Origin of the sequence: Streptomyces sp. NPDC093018, from assembly GCF_040684035.1 — a bacterium.
GTDB classification, from domain to species: domain Bacteria; phylum Actinomycetota; class Actinomycetes; order Streptomycetales; family Streptomycetaceae; genus Streptomyces; species Streptomyces murinus.
In genome coordinates, this window is record NZ_JBFBFF010000001.1 from 424,296 (window position 1) to 440,751 (window position 16,456).

The following is a 16,456-nucleotide window of genomic DNA, read 5'->3' on the forward strand; positions in this document are numbered from 1 at the left end:
GGCGACCACCCGTCAACTTGCTCCGCCGCCGGACCCGCCGGCGTCGGTCACCAGGCTGGTGAAGTCGCTGCTCGTGCTCTGCATGGCGTTCTGCAGATCAGTCGCCTTCATCCGCCCGGCGTCTTCCAGAGTGGTGTAGTGCTGCGCCAACTGCTTGACGCCGTCGCGCAGATCACCCAGGCCCTGGGCCAGGTCCTGGAACACCTTGATGTACGACTCCTTGAGCCCGGAGTCGGCGTTCGGACCGTTGACCTTCGTCCGGATCTGGTTCGCGTGATAGAACGCGCCCGGCTCGGCCTGCACCTTCCCCAGCTCCGTCGCGGCGTCCCGCGTCGGCTGGATCAGCTTGTCGATGTTGTCGGCGAACAACAGCATCGACGGGGTGTCCACACTGGTACCGCTGCCCGAGTCACCCGAACCGCCCGGTACGTTGGGCGGGTTGAAGGTGGTGGACGCGGTCACGGTGCCGTGCCCGGCTTCGATCGTCGTTCCACCGTCGTAGTGCTGCGGGTCCGGAGTCGGCGTCGATGTGTGCGGCTCCGGGATCGGCAAGGGTTGGTCAGCCATCGGTCACCCCCAGAGCGAAACGCCCTGGCGCTCGCCACTTGAGTAGTACTCGTTGATCTCACCGAGCATCTGCGTGGCGGAGGCGGCCTTCTGGGTCATGTCCGCGGCGGCCGCGTCCCACTGCGCCTTGACCTGCTGGTAGGTCTGCTGGGCGTCGCTGGTCCACTCGCTGAGGTGCATCTTCGCCGCGTTGTCCAGCTCGGTGAGAGTCTGGTTGATGCGCTGCGTGATGGAGTTCATCTCGCCGACGATGTAGTCGACCTGCTCCATCTGGACGGTGTACGTGGTCATCTGCTGTCCGGCTCCTTGGGAACGGATGCGAGTACGAAGGGGTGGGTCGGTCGGGGACCGGTCAGGAGGGGAAGCCCGGCAGACCGACGCTGCCCGAGCTGATCTGCTGCGCGACCTGCTGGGCCTGCTGCTGGGTGTTCTCGTGGGTGTTGGCGTAGATGTGGGTGTTCTGCGCCAGCTTCTCCAGCATGGTGCGCAGCGCCTGGTTGACCTTGTCGAAGTCGGTCAGCCAGTCCTGCATGGCCGTGTGGTAGATGTTCGCGGCCTCGCCGCTCCAGCTCGCCCGCAGGCCCTCGATCTGGCCGTCCATCTGCGAGTACGAGCCGGTCGTCTCGTCCAGGGCGGTCTGGAAGCTGCCCTGGGCGGCGGTCATTCCCTGTAGTTCGACTGACGTCAGTGCCATCGTATGGTCCTCTCTCGAACTGTGGCGCCGGCCTTGGCCGTTGACAGCGATGTCACACCCACGGGGAGTGCGTGCCGGCGCCGGATGGTGGGGGGTTCACCCGCCGTCCGCCGCCGCGCACGAGGTCGTGCGCGGCGCCGGGGGCGGACGTCTCTCATGTCTGCACCAGGGGCCTCGCCTGCGGCGGCGGCTCCGTGGTGCCCGGCAGGCCGGCCCCCGCGTGCGGGGCGCTCACCGGCCGCGACGCCGTGTCCGGTGCGGGGTGGGGAGGGTGCGCGCCGTGCGCCCGCGGCGGCGGATCGGCGGGTACGGCTGCCCGCGTGGCCTCGGGCGGTACGGCAGTCCGTGCGGCCTCGGGCACCTGCGCGCCGTTCGCCGAAGGCGCCGGTCCCGCCGCCGCAGAGCCCGCCGAAGTCGCTGCGCCCGCCGAGGCCGCCGAGGCCGACGGGCCTGCTGAGGCCGCCGAGGCCGACGAGCCCGTTGATGCCGCCGCGCCCGCGGGGCCGGACCCCGTTGTCGCGTCGGATGCCGGAGGGCCGGGCAGATCGGTCGCGGAGACGGTACGGGTGCGCGCGGACGCGGCGAGCCGTTCCGCCAGCCGGTGCGCCTCCCAGGCGCCCCCGGGCGGCGGCGCGGCATGGAAGGCGGCGGCCAGCATCTCCGCCGCGTCGTCGGCCAGTTGGAAGCCGAAGGCCCACAGCCGGCGTCGTACCAGCTCGATGGCCTGCTCCACGGTGTACGGGTCGAGCCGCAGATACTCGGCGAACTCCCCGGCGATATCGGCCCGTTCACCCACCAGCGCACGCAGCTCGGCGGGTGAGCCGCACAGTGCGAGCACCGTGTCGCAGGGGGTACCGGCCAGCCGGGCCAGTCCGTCAAGGACCGCCGCGCGCTCGGCGGGCGAACGGCGGCCGAGGGCGTCGTCGAGGCGCAGCACCAGCAGCCCGCCCTCCGCCTCCTCCAGGGCCGCCGCCAACCGGTGGGCGGGCTGCTTCGGGAAGCGTGCCGGGAGCGCGGACAGCCGTACCTCGTGCACGGTGCCCGAGCCGAGCAGGCCCGCCTCGGTCAGACACCGCGCATACGCCCGGGCCAGCGCCCTGCGCCCACTGCCCTGCGGCCCCTCCAGCACGATGTTGGCCTGCGCGGACACCGCCCGCCCGGGCTCCCGCGGGGCACCGGCGAGCGCCGCGACGCGGGTGGCCAGGGCGGCGCGGGCCGCTTCGAGGCCGGTCATCACGGCCAACTTCCGCAGACCCGGAGACTGTTGGGGTGCGGCAGCGAGTGCCGTGGACGGGCCGGGTGCCGGGCTCGCGGGCTGCGAGGGGCGGGCGCCTCGGTCGGCCCGTTGCTCGGTCCGGCCACTCGGCGGGGCCGCCGGGCCGCCCTGCGGCTCCGCCGCGCCGCCCGGCACCGTGATGACGTCCGCGCCGTCCAGGCGGGACAACTCCGTGTCGTCGCCCGGGGGTTGGGCGGCGAGCCGGGACGCCTGCCTGCTGATCATCTCCTCGAAGACCTGGCGGGCGACGCGTCCGTTGCCGAAGGTGGCGCCCTTGGGCACGTCCTGGAAGTAGCGGTCCAGGGCTTCGAGCGCCGAGCCCGACAGCTCGTAGTAGTGCTTGGCGCACAGGCCCCGCACGATGGTGACCAGTTCCTCGGCGCTGTAGTTGGGGAACTCCACGGTGCGGGCGAAACGGGAGGCCATGCCCGGGTTGGAGGCGAGGAACTGCTCCATCTGCGCGGAGTACCCGGCGACGATCACCACGACCTCGTCGCGATGGTCCTCCATCAGCTTCATCAGCGTGTCGACGGCCTCCTGCCCGAAGTCGGGGCCGTTGCCGCGGGACTGGTTGGTGAGCGTGTACGCCTCGTCGATGAACAGCACACCGCCGAGGGCCTTGTTGAAGACCTCCGTGGTCTTGATGGCCGTACCGCCGATGATCTGCGCCACCAGGTCGGCGCGGGCCACCTCGACGATATGGCCCTGGCTGAGGATGCCCAGTTCGGCGAGGACCGCGCCGTAGAGCCGGGCCACCGTGGTCTTGCCGGTGCCGGGCGGCCCCGCGAAGACCAGGTGCCGGCTCATGGGCGGCATCGGCAGGCCCATCTCCTGGCGGCGCTGCGCCATCTTGTTGAGGTTGATCAGCCCGGTGACCTCCAGCTTCACGCTCTCCAGGCCGACCAGTCCCTCCAGCTCCGCGAGGGGTCCGGTGCCGGTGTGCGCGGCCGCCCGGGTCGCCGCCTCGCCGTCCGTCGCGCCCGACTCGCCGGCGGCGGAGGCGCTGGTCGTACGGCCGGAGGGGTCGCCGCCGGTGTCGACGCGCTCCACCGAGACCTGGCCCGTCTTGAGCTGGCGCACCGGGACGCCGCCGTTGTCGCGGATCTCGCAGTCGTGCACCCGTACCGGTTCGTCGGTGTTGCAGCGCACGCCGTCGCCGCCGTTGTCGAAGACGGTGCAGTTGGTCAGTTCGGCCCGCGAGGACGCCTGCACGTTCACCCCGTGGCCGCGCGCGCCGTTGACCCGGCAGCCGACCGCGGTGAGGGCACCGCCCGCGCTGATCCGGATGCCGTCGCCGTCCGCCCCGGTGAACTCGCTGTCCTGCGCGTCGAGTTCGGCCTCCGCGCCGACCAGTGTCGAGCAGCCGGTGAACGCCGAGGCGGACACCTCGGCGCGGGCGCCCGAGGCGAGGGCGAGGCCCGTACCGCCGCCGGAGCGCAGCCGCAGCGCGGACAGCGTCGCCGCGGCGCCCTCGGACAGCTCGATGCCCGTCACCAACTCGGCGTCGCGCACGGTCAGTTTCGCCTCGGCCCCGACACCGCGCAACGCGGTACCGCCCGCGTCGGCCGTCAGCCGGTCCAGCACCACCGCGCCGTCCGCCACATGCACGGCCGCCGTGCCCGCGCCCTCGACGGTCAGCCCCGTGCCCTCGGCCTGCCCGCCCGCCTCCACCAGCAGACCGGTCGGGGTGCCGGTGATCCGGCAGTCCTCCAGGCGGGGCCGCGCACCGGCCGAGACATGGATGCCCTCCCGCCGGGCCCCGGCGACCAGGCACTCGCGCAGCACCGGCGCGCTGCCCTCGCCGACCCGGACCGCCTGACCGCCGGAACCGGTGAACGAGCAGCGGTTCAGGACGACTTCGGCCGCGCTGGTCAGATACGCGTCCAGGGCCGCGCTGCCGCTCACCTCGACGCCGGTCAGCGTGGCGCGCGCGTTCTGCTCCACGGCGAGCGCGGGCTTGCCGCTGCCGCTGATCCGGGTGGCCTCCACCACCGCCGTCGCCTGTCCGTTGACGCAGACGCCGTTGCCCCGGGCCCGGTCGAGCCGGCAGTCGCGCAGCGTCAGCCGGCCGTGCTCGGCCACCACGACCGCCGACGAGCCGACCTCCTGGATGTGCGTGCCCTCCACGGCGTTGGCGCCGCCGGAGGTGACCACGATCCCGGCGCCCTGCGCGTTGGTGACCTGGCAGTCCCGCAGCGCGACCACGCCGTCCTGCCAGGCCAGCACGGCCGCCCACGCCTCACCGGAGATCCGGCAGCCGTCCAGCGCGGCCTGCCCCCGGCGCACGTCGAGCACCGGCGCCTCGCGGTCGGTGCCGGACAACTGGAGGCCGGTGAGCCGGACCGCCTCCGCGTCCAGGACGAGGGTGCTGCCCGAGGCCGCCGCGATCTCCACCGTGCCACCGGCGCCCTCGGCGGCCAGCGTCACCGCGCGGTTGATGTACAGGCTCTCCTCGTAACGCCCCGGTGCGACGGTGATCAGCGCACCGTCGGTGGCGTCCGCCAGGGCGTCGGCGATGGCGCGGTAGGCCCCGGGGCGGTCCGGGGACACCAGTAGCACGGGCCGGGTCACAGTTTCGCTCCCTCGTCAGGCGCACTCAAGGCGCCGCTGTTGCCGTTGCCGTCACCGGCGCCGCGCGGGCGCTGCCGCGGTGCCGGTGCTCCGCCGATCAGACCCGGGGGCGTCCCGAGGCCGTCCTGGCCGCCCCGCTCGTCCCGGCCCGCGGCGTCGTCGGCGCGCAGCGCGGCGGCCGCGCGCTCAAGACCGTCCAGGGCCATCTCGTCCAACGGCACCCGCTGGACGTCCACCTTGCCGTCGGAGGCGATCTCCGACGGCGACAACTCCCGCAGCAGCACCGGGCCTTCGCCCTCCGCGGGGCGCAGCACCTTGAACGTGGTGCCGGGCAGGAACACCACGCGGTCCGGCTCGGCGGGGTCGATCAGATTCGTACGGCGGGCGGTGATCGACCAGATGAGGAAGTCGGTGGCGTCGTGCGGGCCGGGGCGCGGGGCGCCGTACGCCGTGCAGAACGCCCACTCCGTCACCAGCCGGCCCTCCCGGAACCACGCCCGCTCGGCCGCGCTCGCCCGGGCCCGCAGCAGCGCGGCGCCCCGGTAGGACGGCAGCCTGCGCAGCCCGGCCGCCACACAGCGGGCCAATGGCACATGCGGACCGACCGCAGCGGCGCGTACGGCCGCGTTGACCTGTGCGCCGTCCCCGGACAGGAACAGCCGTACGGCCACCAGGTCGGTGAGCGCGTCCGCCGCCTCGCCGCGCGCGCCGCCGCGCAGTCCCGGCGACTCCGACATCACCCGGGACACCGTGCCCGCGACCGCGTTGTACTGCGTGCTCAGCGTCCGCCGCACCCAGTCCCGCTCCTTCTCGGTGCCGCGCTCGGGCGGCACCGCACAGGCGGACGCCTTGGGAGTGGGCTGGACACGGACACCGGGGACGGCCGCGGGGGCGGACGCCGAGGGCTCGGGACCCTCCGGGGCGCCGGGTACGGCGTCGGGGGCGGGCGGCGTCGGCTCGTCGGCCCGGCCGGTGTCGGCGGGCGCCACGGGAGCGGCGGCCGGGGAGTCGGACTCCAGCCGGATCAACGGCGCGGGCCGCGCGGCGGGCGCGGGTGCCGTCGGCGCGGGGGACGCCGGGGGAGCGGAGGGCGCCGTCGGCGGAACCATCGGCGACACCGTCGGCGGCACCATGGGCTGCGGCTGCGGCTGCGGCTGCGGCTCCGGCTCCGGCTCCGGCCTCTCGGCGGCGGGGGCCGGGGCGGGCGGCACCGACGGAGCGGCGCCGGGGGAGTCGGGCGCGTGCGGAGCCGACGTCACCGGCTCCGGCTCCCGCTCCGGCTCCGGCCCCCGCTCCGGCCCAGGTCCTTGCGCCGGCGCGGGTCCCTGCTCCGCTTCCGGGGCGGACGGCTGCGCGGGTACGTCGGTCCGTGCCGGGCCGTCCGTCCCCCGGCCGTCGGGACCGTCCGCCGGGCGCGGGTTCTCCCTCGGCGGCTCGCCGGGGTTCCCCGGGCCGCCCGGATTCCCCGGCTCGGACACGGCCGGAAGGTCGGGCAGCGGAAGGCGCGCGGGCGCGGCGGGCCGAGGCGGCGCGGGCACCGGCGACGCGGGTCCCGGGACCACGGGTGTGGCCTGAACCGGTCCCTGTCCCAAGGGCGTCGGCGCCGGAGCGTCGGTGCGCGGCGCGTCGGGTATCGGCTCCGGCCCGGGGCGCGGGGCCTCCCGCACCGGCTCGGGCACGGGTACGGGCGCGAGGCCCCCGGCCGCCGTAGCCGCCGACGCGGTGGTGACGGTCTCCGGGCGCCCGGCCGTGCCCGCGTCCCCGGGCGCTCCGCTCACCTGGACGCCGTCGGCCGACTCGACCCGCGGCAGCCCGGCCGCCGGCATCTCGGACTCGATCCTGGCCGCGGGGGGTGCCACCGCGGGCGGTGTCGCCGGTGCCGCGTTCCCGCGTACCCGGACGGTCGTCTCGTCGAGGTCCAGTTGCGCGAGCGCCGAAGCCCCACCCGACCCCTCATCTCGTACAACTTCACGCTCCGCCACCGGAGTTGCCGCCTGCGCCGCCGTGCCCCAGGGCGCCGCCTCCGCGGCCCGGACCTGTCCCCGGGACGCGGTGGGGGCGATCGCCCGGGGGCCCGTCGCCGTGGCGTCCGGTGCCGACCACAGGTCGGCGTCGTCCGAGGTCACCACCACATGGCCCGGTTCGTCGGCCGGGGCGATCGTGAAGCCCTCGCGACGCTCGGGGTCCAGCCGCCACAGCATGTCCTCGGCGAGCGAGCGCATACGGTCGGCCGCGCCGGGCGTGCTGCGGTCGTAGAGGATGGCGGCGTAGCCGGGCGCGGCCGGTATGCGGCGTACCGCGTCGCCGTCCGCGGGCTCGGCCAGCGGGCGCATCCACAGCCCGCTCTGCACCACTTCGAGCACCGCGTCGGCGGCGTACTCGTACACACCGGTGGTGATCTCCGGCACCCCGAACAGGGGCCGGCGCAGCCCGAAGAGGGCGGGCGGGGCGGGGGCGCTCCCGGTGCGCGGGAAGTACATCAGCTCGCTGACGAAGGGGTGGTGGCCGAGCGTGCCGTCCGGCCGTACCGCCGCCACCTCGGGCGAGGCGAGCCCGGCGCGCGACTCGACGGGCACGCCCGCGTACAGCACCACCTGCTGGCCGAGCGCGTCGGCGAGTTCCTGGCCCAGCGCCTCGGCGCCCTCGGGCAGCGCGACGGGACCGAGGTGCAGGAAGCGCACCCAGGAGCGGGCGGACGGCAGGACCGTCTCCCACAGCCGGGTCACGTCCGCCAGGGTCACCGGCGGGCCGCCGGGGCTGCCGAGGACCACGGTGAGGATGTCGGGATGGCTGGGCAGCCGGTCCACCAGGCGCCGGCCGCTCTCGGCGGCGGGATGGTCGTGCGGGCTGCGCACCCACACCCCGCAGGGCGCCGGCTCGGCGATGCCGTGGCCGCTGGTGGTCCAGGGGCGGTCGAAGGTGGAGAACTCCCAGCGGGGCTTGGGGAATCGGCGCGAGTCGCGCTCCGCCGAACGGCCGGGCCGGAACCGCAGCCAGCCCGCGCCGTGGTCGCTCGGGATGAACAGGCCGCCGCCGTCGGTCGGCAGCACCGCGCCGTCCGGGGCGAGCACCAGCCGGTCGAGCCGGTCCGCGATCCGCTGTGCGGCGCGCCGCGCCTCCTGGGGCGTGCTGCGGCCGAAGACCAGGCGCAGGCTCTCGCCCCGGCCCGCCAGCAGCCGTGCCACCGCGTCCGCCGAGCCCTCCAGCGACCCGTAGGGGAGATCCACCACGGCCAGGGTGTGCTGCGGGTCGGCGGCGAGCCCCGCGGCGAACGCGGCGGCCTCCGGGTCGGGTTCGCCCTTGGGGTGCACCAGCAGTGCCCGGCCCTCGGCCCGGCACTGCAACGCCGTCCCGCCCGTCCGGGCGGTACCCAGTCCTCTGCGCATCCGCTCACCCCACCCGTGCGGCGGAGCCGGTGGGGGACGGATCGGTGGACACCGCGGGGACCGGGGCCTTGCCCGAGGTCCCGCCGACACCCGAAGTGCCCTGCGGCTGGTGGGAGTCGGCCGAGGGCGAAGCCGTCGCCCCGTCCTGTCCCGCCTTGACCGTCAGCGCCGCCACCGAGCGGTCGAGGACCGGCCCGTGCGGCAGCGCCACCAGCAGGCTCTCCGGCAGCGCGGTCGCGGTGCCGCCGCCGATGCCGAGGGACTGCGCGGCGGAGGAGCCCAGCGGGTAGACGATGCCCTGGTCGGTGATCAGGAAGGTGTGCGGACTCGCCACCTGCGCGGCCACCTCCCGCTGGTCCACGGCGTACACACCGCCCGACGGCGGCACCAGCACCCGCTGCTTGCCCGTCGCGGCGGCGCCGCTCTCCACGACCACGGCCGCGCTGAGCCGGGCGCCCTGGGTGCTCTCGCGCAGGCACACCGCCTGCCCGGAGGTGTCGACCGCAGGGGCGCCGAGCACGTCCGGCACCCCACTGTCCAGGGAGTGATGGGCGGAGACCTTGGCGGAGGCGATGTCGGTCACCGACACCTGGCGGGTGGCCGGAGCGTCGGGCCGGGCCGCCAGCAACGCGGCCTCGGTGGCGCTGACTTGGGTCACTCCACCGGCGGTCATGACATAGGTGTGCCGTGCGCCCGCCGCGCTCATGGTGAACAACTGGCCCACGGCGGCGGGCCGTCCGGCGATCTGCCCGGCCGCCTCGCCCATCCGGTCGAGCTTCGCCGGGGCGAGCGCGGCCCCGGTCGGCACGGCGGCCAGCCACGCGGCGGACGCGGACACCGGCCGGTCGCCGTCGAGACCGAGCGCGATCAGCGCGGACTGCGCGGGCACCGGGTACTTGGTGCCCCGCCACAGCACGAAGCGCTGACCGTTCGGAGCCTTCAACAGCAGCTGCCGCCCGGCGGGGAAGGCGCTCGCGTGCCTGCCCGGCGCGAAGTCGACCACATGGCCGGACGGCAGATCCGGGCGCAGGCAGTCGGTCCAGGGCCCGGTCAGCAGAGTGGCCGGAGTGGGCAGCGAGTCGGGCGCGCCGTCGATACCGACCGGCGCGCCGTGCGGTACGTCGCTCAGCGCCTTGGCCGCCACGGTGCGTACGGCGGCGCCCTTGCCGGTCAGCAGCAGCGCGGAGGCGTAGTTGCGCACCGGGCGCAGCCTGCCGTCGAGGAAGAGATAGCGGGTGCCGGTCTCCTTCTCCACGACGATCGAGCCGGGCTCGCGCCAGGCCGCCGTGGTCACCGGCGACAGCTTGCCGTAGACCAGGAAGCCCAGGGACAGCAGGACGACGAGTCCTGCGCCGAAGAAACTGCCCAGCGCGGCCCGCTTGGTGGGGCTGTCGCCGCGGCCGGGGTCGCCGGTGACGAGGGCGGTCGCAAGGCGGCCCATGGCGAACTGGTACGCCTGCATGTGATCGCGTCGGGTCTGCACGCTGTGGCCCCTCTCAGCTCGTCAGGGCGCGGAAGTAGGCGTACGCGTGCAGGACTTGGAGCAGCAGTGGCAGCAGCGCGATGGCGGTGACCGTCTCCAGCAGGTCGCCGCTGTGCCCCCACACCGGCAGCAGCCGGCCGGTCGGCAGCCGCCACGCGGCCACCAGCAGGGCGAGGACCGCGGCGAGCAGCAGGGCCACCACGATCACCCGGGCGCCGTCGCCCGCCGCGGCGAACCGGGTGAGCGCCACCGTGACCAGACCGGCGGCACCGGAGAGCACGGTCGGCACGCGCTGCGCGGACCGGTTCAGGCCGCGGGCCCGCAGCAGTACCGCGGCCGCGAAGACCAGCGGCAGCAGCCAGCCGATCCAGCCGCCCTCGCGGGTCATGTACCAGAACCCGGCCGCGTAGACGAGCGCGGAGGACACGCTGAGGGTGTCCAGGAAGGAGCTGGCCGCCTTGACCCTGCGCTCCACCCGCTCCTGCGGCTCCGGGTCGATGTCCTCCTGCAACTCGGCCGCGTTGTGCGGGAGCAGGGGCACCCGCAGCCGTGCGGCGCGCAGCGCGAGCCGGGGCCCGAAGTGGCCGAGCACGAACATCGCGACCGCGACCACGGCGACCGCCTGACCGCCGTGCCAGTGGGTGGCGCGCATCAGCCCGGTGCCCACGGCGGCGGCGAGCGCGGTGCCCAGCGCGGTGCCGGGGACGACCAGCGGCAGCGGGCGCAGCGCCAGCAGCGCGACGGCCACCACCACGACACCGCCCGCCGCGGCCAGCATCCCGGGCAGCCCCGGCGCGAACCCGCCGTGCGGCCCCTGGCGGAACGTCAGCCCGGCCAGCGCGCCGAACGCGAGCGCGCCGAGTCCGGCGACCAGCACACTGCCCTGGTCGGCGGAGAGCCGGTCGGCGGCCACGCATCCGGCGGCCAGCAGTACGGCGATCACCCCGGCGCCCACCGAGGCCGCGAGCCCCGGACCGAACCCCAGCAGCGCCCACGCCACCGCGGGCAGCGCCAGCACCGCGAGGGTGAGTGCCAGGCCCCGGGTCAGCGCCGGGCGCCAGCCGCCTGGCAACGCTGTCACGACATGCGCGACCCCGTCGGAGACATCGTCGAAGTGCAGGGCGGGCAACGGCTCGTCGGCGGGCCGCAGATGGAGCACCTCGCCATGGCGCAGCTGCACGGTGGCGGGGGTGGCGTCGGCGTCGAACGGGTCCTCGCCGAGCCGTTGCAGCACCCAGGGCGTGCCGCGGTCGGCCGTCTCCGTCGTCACATGGCGCACCAGCACGGGCAGCAGCGCGGAGACCGGTGTGGTGAGCGGGATCGCCAGATCGGCCTGGCCGGTGGGGCCCACCACCGTGACCCGGCAGACCTCCGAGGCGGGTGCGGTGACCGCGGGGGCTGTGGTCATCGGACTGCTCCTGGGGAGAGGGAGGGAGAAGTGGGGAGGGTGCGTATGCCGCGCACACCGTTCGTGCCGCGCATGCCGCTCGTGCCGTTCATGCTGTTCATGACGACACCAGCCCGGTCTGTACGAGGCGTACCGAACGCCGGGTGACCAGCTGGGCCCGGCCCGCGGGCAGCGTGCGCGGCTTGGCCTCGCCGAGGAACTTGCCCTCCTCCTTGGGGTAGGAGAAGAGCAGGCCGGGGTTGCCCAGTTCCCACAGCCGGCGCAGCACCGGGTCCATCATGGCGCGGATCGATCCCGAGGTGCTGCGGGCGACGACCAGGTGCATGCCGATGTGCAGGCCCTGCGCGAGCAGCGGCACCAGGGGCGCCATCGGGGAGGGGGCGCCCGGTGCCCCGGAGAACAGGTCGTAGTCGTCGATGAGGACGAACAGCAGCGGCCCCTCCCACCAGTCGCGGCGGGCGAGCTGCTCCGGGCTGATGTCCGGACCCGGCACCCGCTTGCCCACCGACACCGAGGCGCTGGTGGCCAGTTGGGCGAGCGCGTCGCTGTCCACGACATACCCGACCCGGTACGCCTCGGGCACCGAGTTGAGGAGCCCGCGCCCCGGGTCGGCGACCATGATGCGCGCCTCCTCGGGGGTGTAGCGGGCGGTGATGGCACGGATCATCAGGCGCAGCGCGTTGGTCTTGCCGGTCTCGCCGTCGCCGAACACCATCAGATGCGGGTTGGTGGTGAAGTCGTGCCAGACCGGTTCGAGGCGCTGCTCGTCCCAGCCGAGGCAGACCTTGAAGTCGCCCTCGGAAACCGGGAGTTCGGTCACCGGAAGGCGGGTCGGCAGCAGCCGTACGCCGGGGGCGGGGCGGCCCGTCCAGAAGGTGTCGATCTCCGCCACGGCCGACTTGGTGGCCGTCGTGAGATCGCCGGTCTCGCCGGAGCCGTCCAGCCGGGGCAGCGCGGACAGGAAGTGGTGGGTGCCCGCGGTCAGACCGCGACCGGGCTGGTGCGGTACGGCCGCCGCGATCCGGGAGCCGACCTCGGACTCCATCGAATCGCCCAGCCGCAGCTCGAACTTGGTGCCCAGCAGGTCGCGCAGCCGGGGCCGGAACTCCGACCAGCGCACGGCCGAACCGATCACATGCAGACCGAACGACAGCCCGCGCGCGGCCATCTCGATGACCCGGGGCTCCAGCTCCTCGTAGTCCTGGCGCAGTGTGCCCCAGCCGTCGACCACCAGGAACACATCGCCGTAGGGGTCGTCGATCTCGCCCGTGGCCCGCAGCCTGCGGTAGGCCGCCATCGACTCCAGGCCCCGCGAGGTGAACTCCTCCTCGCGCTTCTCCAGCAGCTGGCTCAGCTCGGCGACCGTACGCAGGACGCGGTCGCGTTCGAGGCGGGTGGCGACCGAGCCGACATGCGGCAGACCGGCCGTGGAGACCAGACCGCCACCGCCGAAGTCCAGGCAGTAGAACTGGACCTCCTCGGGAGTGTGGGTCAGCGCCAGGGACAGCATCAGGGTGCGCAGCAGGGTCGACTTACCGGTCTGCGGGGCACCGGCCACCCCGATGTGGCCGTCGGCACCGGAGAGATCGGCGACCAGCAGCTCCCGCAGCTGCTCGAAGGGCCGGTCCACGATGCCGAGCGGCACCCGAAGCGAGCTGAGCGAGGGATGGTCCGCCGCGCTCATGCCGCGCACCGGGTCCGGCACGATGCCCGGCAGCAGCTGGTCCAGGCTCGGGGACTCCGTCAGCGGCGGCAGCCACACCTGCCGGGCCGGCGGCCCGCTCTCCGCCAGGTGCCCGATCAGCACCTCCAGGAGACTCTCCTCGTTCTGGTCGCCGCCCGACGCCTGCGCGGCGGCCTTGCGTTCGGCGGCGGCCGACGCCTCCCGGGCGGCCTCCAGCGCCTGCTGCTCGGCGATCCGCTCGGACATCAGGGTGCCCTGCCGCTCCAGCCCGAACAGGGTGATCTCCTGCCCGGCGGCGGCCAGTTGCGCGGAGTGCTCGGCCTCGCCCACCGGCTCCGGGGCCGCCCCGGAGACGTAAGCGGCCTTGAAACGGACCAGGTTGGTGGTGTCCACCTTCAGGTAGCCGTTGCCCGGCGCCGACGGCAGCTCATAGGCGTGCGAGACGCCGATGACGCTGCGCGACTCCATCGCGGAGAACGTCCGCAGCGCGATCCGGTACGACAGATGCCCCTCGACCTTGTGGATGCGGCTCTCGTCCAGCCGCTGCGAGGCCAGCAGCAGATGCACCCCGAGGCTGCGCCCGAGACGGCCGATGGAGACGAACAGGTCCACGAACTCCGGCTTGCTGGCGAGCAGTTCGGAGAACTCGTCCACGATGATCAGCAGCGAGGGCAGCGGCGTCAGGTTCACCCCGGCGCCCCGCGCCTTCTCGTAGTCGAACAGCGAGGAGTACCCGGACTCGCGCAGCAGCTCCTGGCGGCGGATCATCTCGCCGTTGATGGAGTCCCGCATCCGGTCCACGAGATGGATCTCGTCGGCCAGGTTGGTGATGACCGCCGAGGTGTGCGGCAGCCGGTCCATGCCGAGGAAGGTCGCGCCGCCCTTGAAGTCGACCAGCACCAGGTTGAGGATCTCCGAGGAGTGCGTGGCGACCAGGCCCATCACCAGGGTGCGCAGCAGCTCGCTCTTGCCGGAGCCGGTGGCACCGATGAGCAGACCGTGCGGGCCCATGCCGCCCTGCGCCGACTCCTTGATGTCCAGCTCGACGACCTCGCCCTCCTCCGTGACGCCCAACGGCACCAGGAGACGGGCGGACTGGGTGGCCCGGGGGCGCCACTTGGCGGCCACGTCGAAGCCGCGCGGGTCCCGGATGCCCAGCAGCGCGGTGAGATCGAAGTCCGACTCCAGCGGCCGGTCCACCAGGTCCACGCTGCCGCTGGTGCGCATCGGCGCCAGCAGCCGGGCCAGGGTGTCCGCCTCCGTGCGGCTCAGCGCGTCGGCCTCGGCGGTCACCGTGTCGTCACCGGCCGGGAATTCGACGCTGCCGCCCCGCGTGGTCAGCCGCAGCACCTTCGGGCCGCCGGTCATCGCACCCGTCGCGTCCAGCAGCACCACGTTGCGCAGCCCGCCGTGCGTCAGCCGCGAGGTCTCCGGCAGCCGCACGCCCTGCGCCACGACCACCACGAACGGCTCGGCCACGCTCGGCGAGGCGTCCGGGTCGTGGTCCGGCCGGTCCCGCACGTCGGTGCCGAGCAGGTCCATCAGCGCCTCGTGGTCCTCGGCGGCGAGCCGCACCTGACCGGCGTCGTCCTCCTCGTGCGGATGCGCGTTGTGCGGCAGCCACTTGAGCCAGTCCCACTCGGCCCGCGCCGACGCCCCGCCCAGCAGGGCGATCCGCAGCTCGTCGGGGGAGTGGAACGCGGCGAGCTGCGCGACCATCGCCCGCAGCAGCCCGAGCGCGGGCTCCGGCTCACCGGCCAGCTCCACACTGGTGAACCGCCGTAGCGCGACCGGGATCGGCAGCCGGGGCACCGTCTGGTGCGCCTTGGTGAACCGGCGCAGCGAGATCGCGGTCAGCGGCTCCAGGTCCTCCACCGGCTTGGTCTGCGGCGGCAGGAACTCCAACGCGGCGCGGCGTACGCCCTGTCCGATGCGGACCCGGCCGAAGTCCTCGTGCGCCGGGCGGCGTTCCCACAGCCGGGCGCCCATCGCCAGCGCCCACAACCGACCCGGCTCGGGATTGTCCCAGAGCAGGGCGGCCCGCTGCTGCTCGGCGGCCTGCCGGGCCTGCCGGCGCTTCTGCGCGAGATAGCGCAGATAGTCACGCCGCTCGGCCCGCATCCTGCGCCGCCGCTCGGCACCGGCCCGGCCGATCTGGGTCAGCGTCATGCTGACCATGGCGACGCCCATCATCCCGGACATCATGTACGTCGTCGGTCCGGCGCTGCGCATGGAGAACATCAGCACCATGGCGCCGCTGCCCAGCGCCATGGGCAGATACATCAGCGCCGATCCGAAATCGGCGCTCGCGGGCTCCCCCAGAACCGGCGGCTCCGCCAGCTCGACCTGTCCCTCGGGGAGCTGCGGACCCTCGGCGCGCGGTGAACGTTTGGCCACCACGGTGCTCAATGGCAGGGACCTTTCTGAAACGCTCACGCGGGCATGGCTGGTCAACCACTTGTGCGTGGGTGCGGGTTGATGCTTGGCGATGTGGAGGGAAGTGATCCACTACTGGGCAGATGATAAGCGCGGGAAGGCTGAGACGGGTGAACACATCTCGACCCTGGGACGCCAACTCGGAAATTTTGCTTGGCTTTTGAAATAGATGATTGGCTCGTTTCGCGATAACTGGCGCTCACTCCCTTGAGATCCAGGGGTTGTTGATGATCGCTTGAGGTTCATCGGGGTACGGCCGGAGGAAAGTGAACCTCTGGTTACGGAGACGTGGACACATGGTGCGATTGCCGCATCCATCGCCGTGCGCGACGTCTCGGACACACACCGTGATGCCGCTTCGGCGCCTGTGCGCGGGGAACTCGGAGACCTGGATGCCGCCGACCGCGGAGGAGGTGCCGTCGCCGTGGACGACTGGGAGATGTGGGACAGGCGCGAGAGGACCCGGCTGTCACCGCGCGAGCGGCTGGCGCTGCTGGAGATCGAGGCGCGTCTTCGGGAGGACCGGGGCTTCGCCCGCCGGATGGGCGGCGGGGCCCATCGTGAACGGGCGCACCGGGCGCACCGGCGGATCTGGCTGCCGGCGGGCGTCCTGCTGCTGGTCCTCGCCTCCGCGTTCTGCGCGGTCATGGGCATTCGCACCGCGGACGCCGGGCTGCTGTGGTGCTTCGCGGTGCTGTGGCCGCTCACCCTCTTCCAGGCGTTCCGGCTGCTGTGCCGGCTGGCCCGTCGGCGGGGGCGGGTGGGGGAACGGGCGAGCTCCTGGCTCTGAGCCGCGCTGCGGCGGCCTCGCGGTCGGGGCCGCACGGGCCGACCGTACGGAGACAAGGGTCGCCGCACCCTGACGGCCGTATCCTCCGGCTGTCCTCCGTCCCTTCGCCGCGTCCGGTTGAGAGCGGGGCGCCCGCCGTGCATGGTGGGTGGTCCAAGGTC

Annotated in this window: 9 protein-coding genes; 1 reads left to right on the top strand and 8 read right to left on the bottom strand. The window is 74.0% G+C overall.

Annotated elements, in window-relative coordinates; translation table 11 throughout:
* Window positions 1-12: 12 nt before the first annotated feature.
* The 8 genes from AB0N90_RS01780 to eccCa form a co-directional block, all read right to left on the bottom strand.
* The gene (locus AB0N90_RS01780; protein WP_365192249.1) at window positions 13-567 is read right to left on the bottom strand and encodes a hypothetical protein; all 555 of its coding nucleotides are present in this window, start codon (window positions 565-567) and stop codon (window positions 13-15) included.
* A gap of 3 nt (window positions 568-570) precedes the next feature.
* Window positions 571-858, bottom strand: coding sequence for a WXG100 family type VII secretion target (locus AB0N90_RS01785; RefSeq protein ID WP_085563136.1), 288 nt, complete (start codon window positions 856-858; stop codon window positions 571-573).
* 61 nt (window positions 859-919) lie between these two features.
* The gene (locus AB0N90_RS01790; RefSeq protein ID WP_361669965.1) at window positions 920-1,261 is read right to left on the bottom strand and encodes a WXG100 family type VII secretion target; all 342 of its coding nucleotides are present in this window, start codon (window positions 1,259-1,261) and stop codon (window positions 920-922) included.
* Window positions 1,262-1,415: 154 nt separating this feature from the next.
* On the bottom strand, window positions 1,416-5,108 hold the full coding sequence (locus AB0N90_RS01795; RefSeq protein ID WP_365192250.1) for a right-handed parallel beta-helix repeat-containing protein: 3,693 nt from the start codon (window positions 5,106-5,108) through the stop codon (window positions 1,416-1,418).
* Window positions 5,105-8,494 carry a hypothetical protein gene (locus AB0N90_RS01800; RefSeq protein ID WP_365192251.1) on the bottom strand — a complete coding sequence of 1,130 codons (3,390 nt, stop codon included), beginning with the start codon at window positions 8,492-8,494 and terminating at the stop codon, window positions 5,105-5,107. Before AB0N90_RS01800 ends, AB0N90_RS01795 begins: the two co-directional genes overlap by 4 nt.
* A gap of 4 nt (window positions 8,495-8,498) precedes the next feature.
* Entirely contained in the window at window positions 8,499-9,977 is a 1,479-nt protein-coding gene (gene eccB / locus AB0N90_RS01805; protein ID WP_365192252.1) for a type VII secretion protein EccB, read from the bottom strand.
* Between the two features lie 13 nt (window positions 9,978-9,990).
* Window positions 9,991-11,385 carry a type VII secretion integral membrane protein EccD gene (eccD, locus tag AB0N90_RS01810; RefSeq protein WP_365192253.1) on the bottom strand — a complete coding sequence of 465 codons (1,395 nt, stop codon included), beginning with the start codon at window positions 11,383-11,385 and terminating at the stop codon, window positions 9,991-9,993.
* Between the two features lie 97 nt (window positions 11,386-11,482).
* Window positions 11,483-15,478, bottom strand: a complete 3,996-nt coding sequence (eccCa, locus tag AB0N90_RS01815; RefSeq protein ID WP_365192254.1) for a type VII secretion protein EccCa — start codon at window positions 15,476-15,478, stop codon at window positions 11,483-11,485.
* A gap of 451 nt (window positions 15,479-15,929) precedes the next feature.
* On the opposite strand from eccCa, the gene AB0N90_RS01820 reads away from it, so the two are divergent.
* Entirely contained in the window at window positions 15,930-16,295 is a 366-nt protein-coding gene (locus AB0N90_RS01820; RefSeq protein WP_365192255.1) for a DUF3040 domain-containing protein, read from the top strand.
* Window positions 16,296-16,456: the final 161 nt, after the last annotated feature.

Bases quoted from the DNA above. Each gene is read 5' to 3' on its own strand.
- AB0N90_RS01780 (WP_365192249.1), bottom strand. From the start codon at position 567: ATGGCTGACCAACCCTTGCCGATCCCGGAGCCGCACACATCGACGCCG.
- AB0N90_RS01785 (WP_085563136.1), bottom strand. From the start codon at position 858: ATGACCACGTACACCGTCCAGATGGAGCAGGTCGACTACATCGTCGGC.
- AB0N90_RS01790 (WP_361669965.1), bottom strand. From the start codon at position 1,261: ATGGCACTGACGTCAGTCGAACTACAGGGAATGACCGCCGCCCAGGGC.
- AB0N90_RS01800 (WP_365192251.1), bottom strand. From the start codon at position 8,494: ATGCGCAGAGGACTGGGTACCGCCCGGACGGGCGGGACGGCGTTGCAG.
- eccD (WP_365192253.1), bottom strand. From the start codon at position 11,385: ATGACCACAGCCCCCGCGGTCACCGCACCCGCCTCGGAGGTCTGCCGG.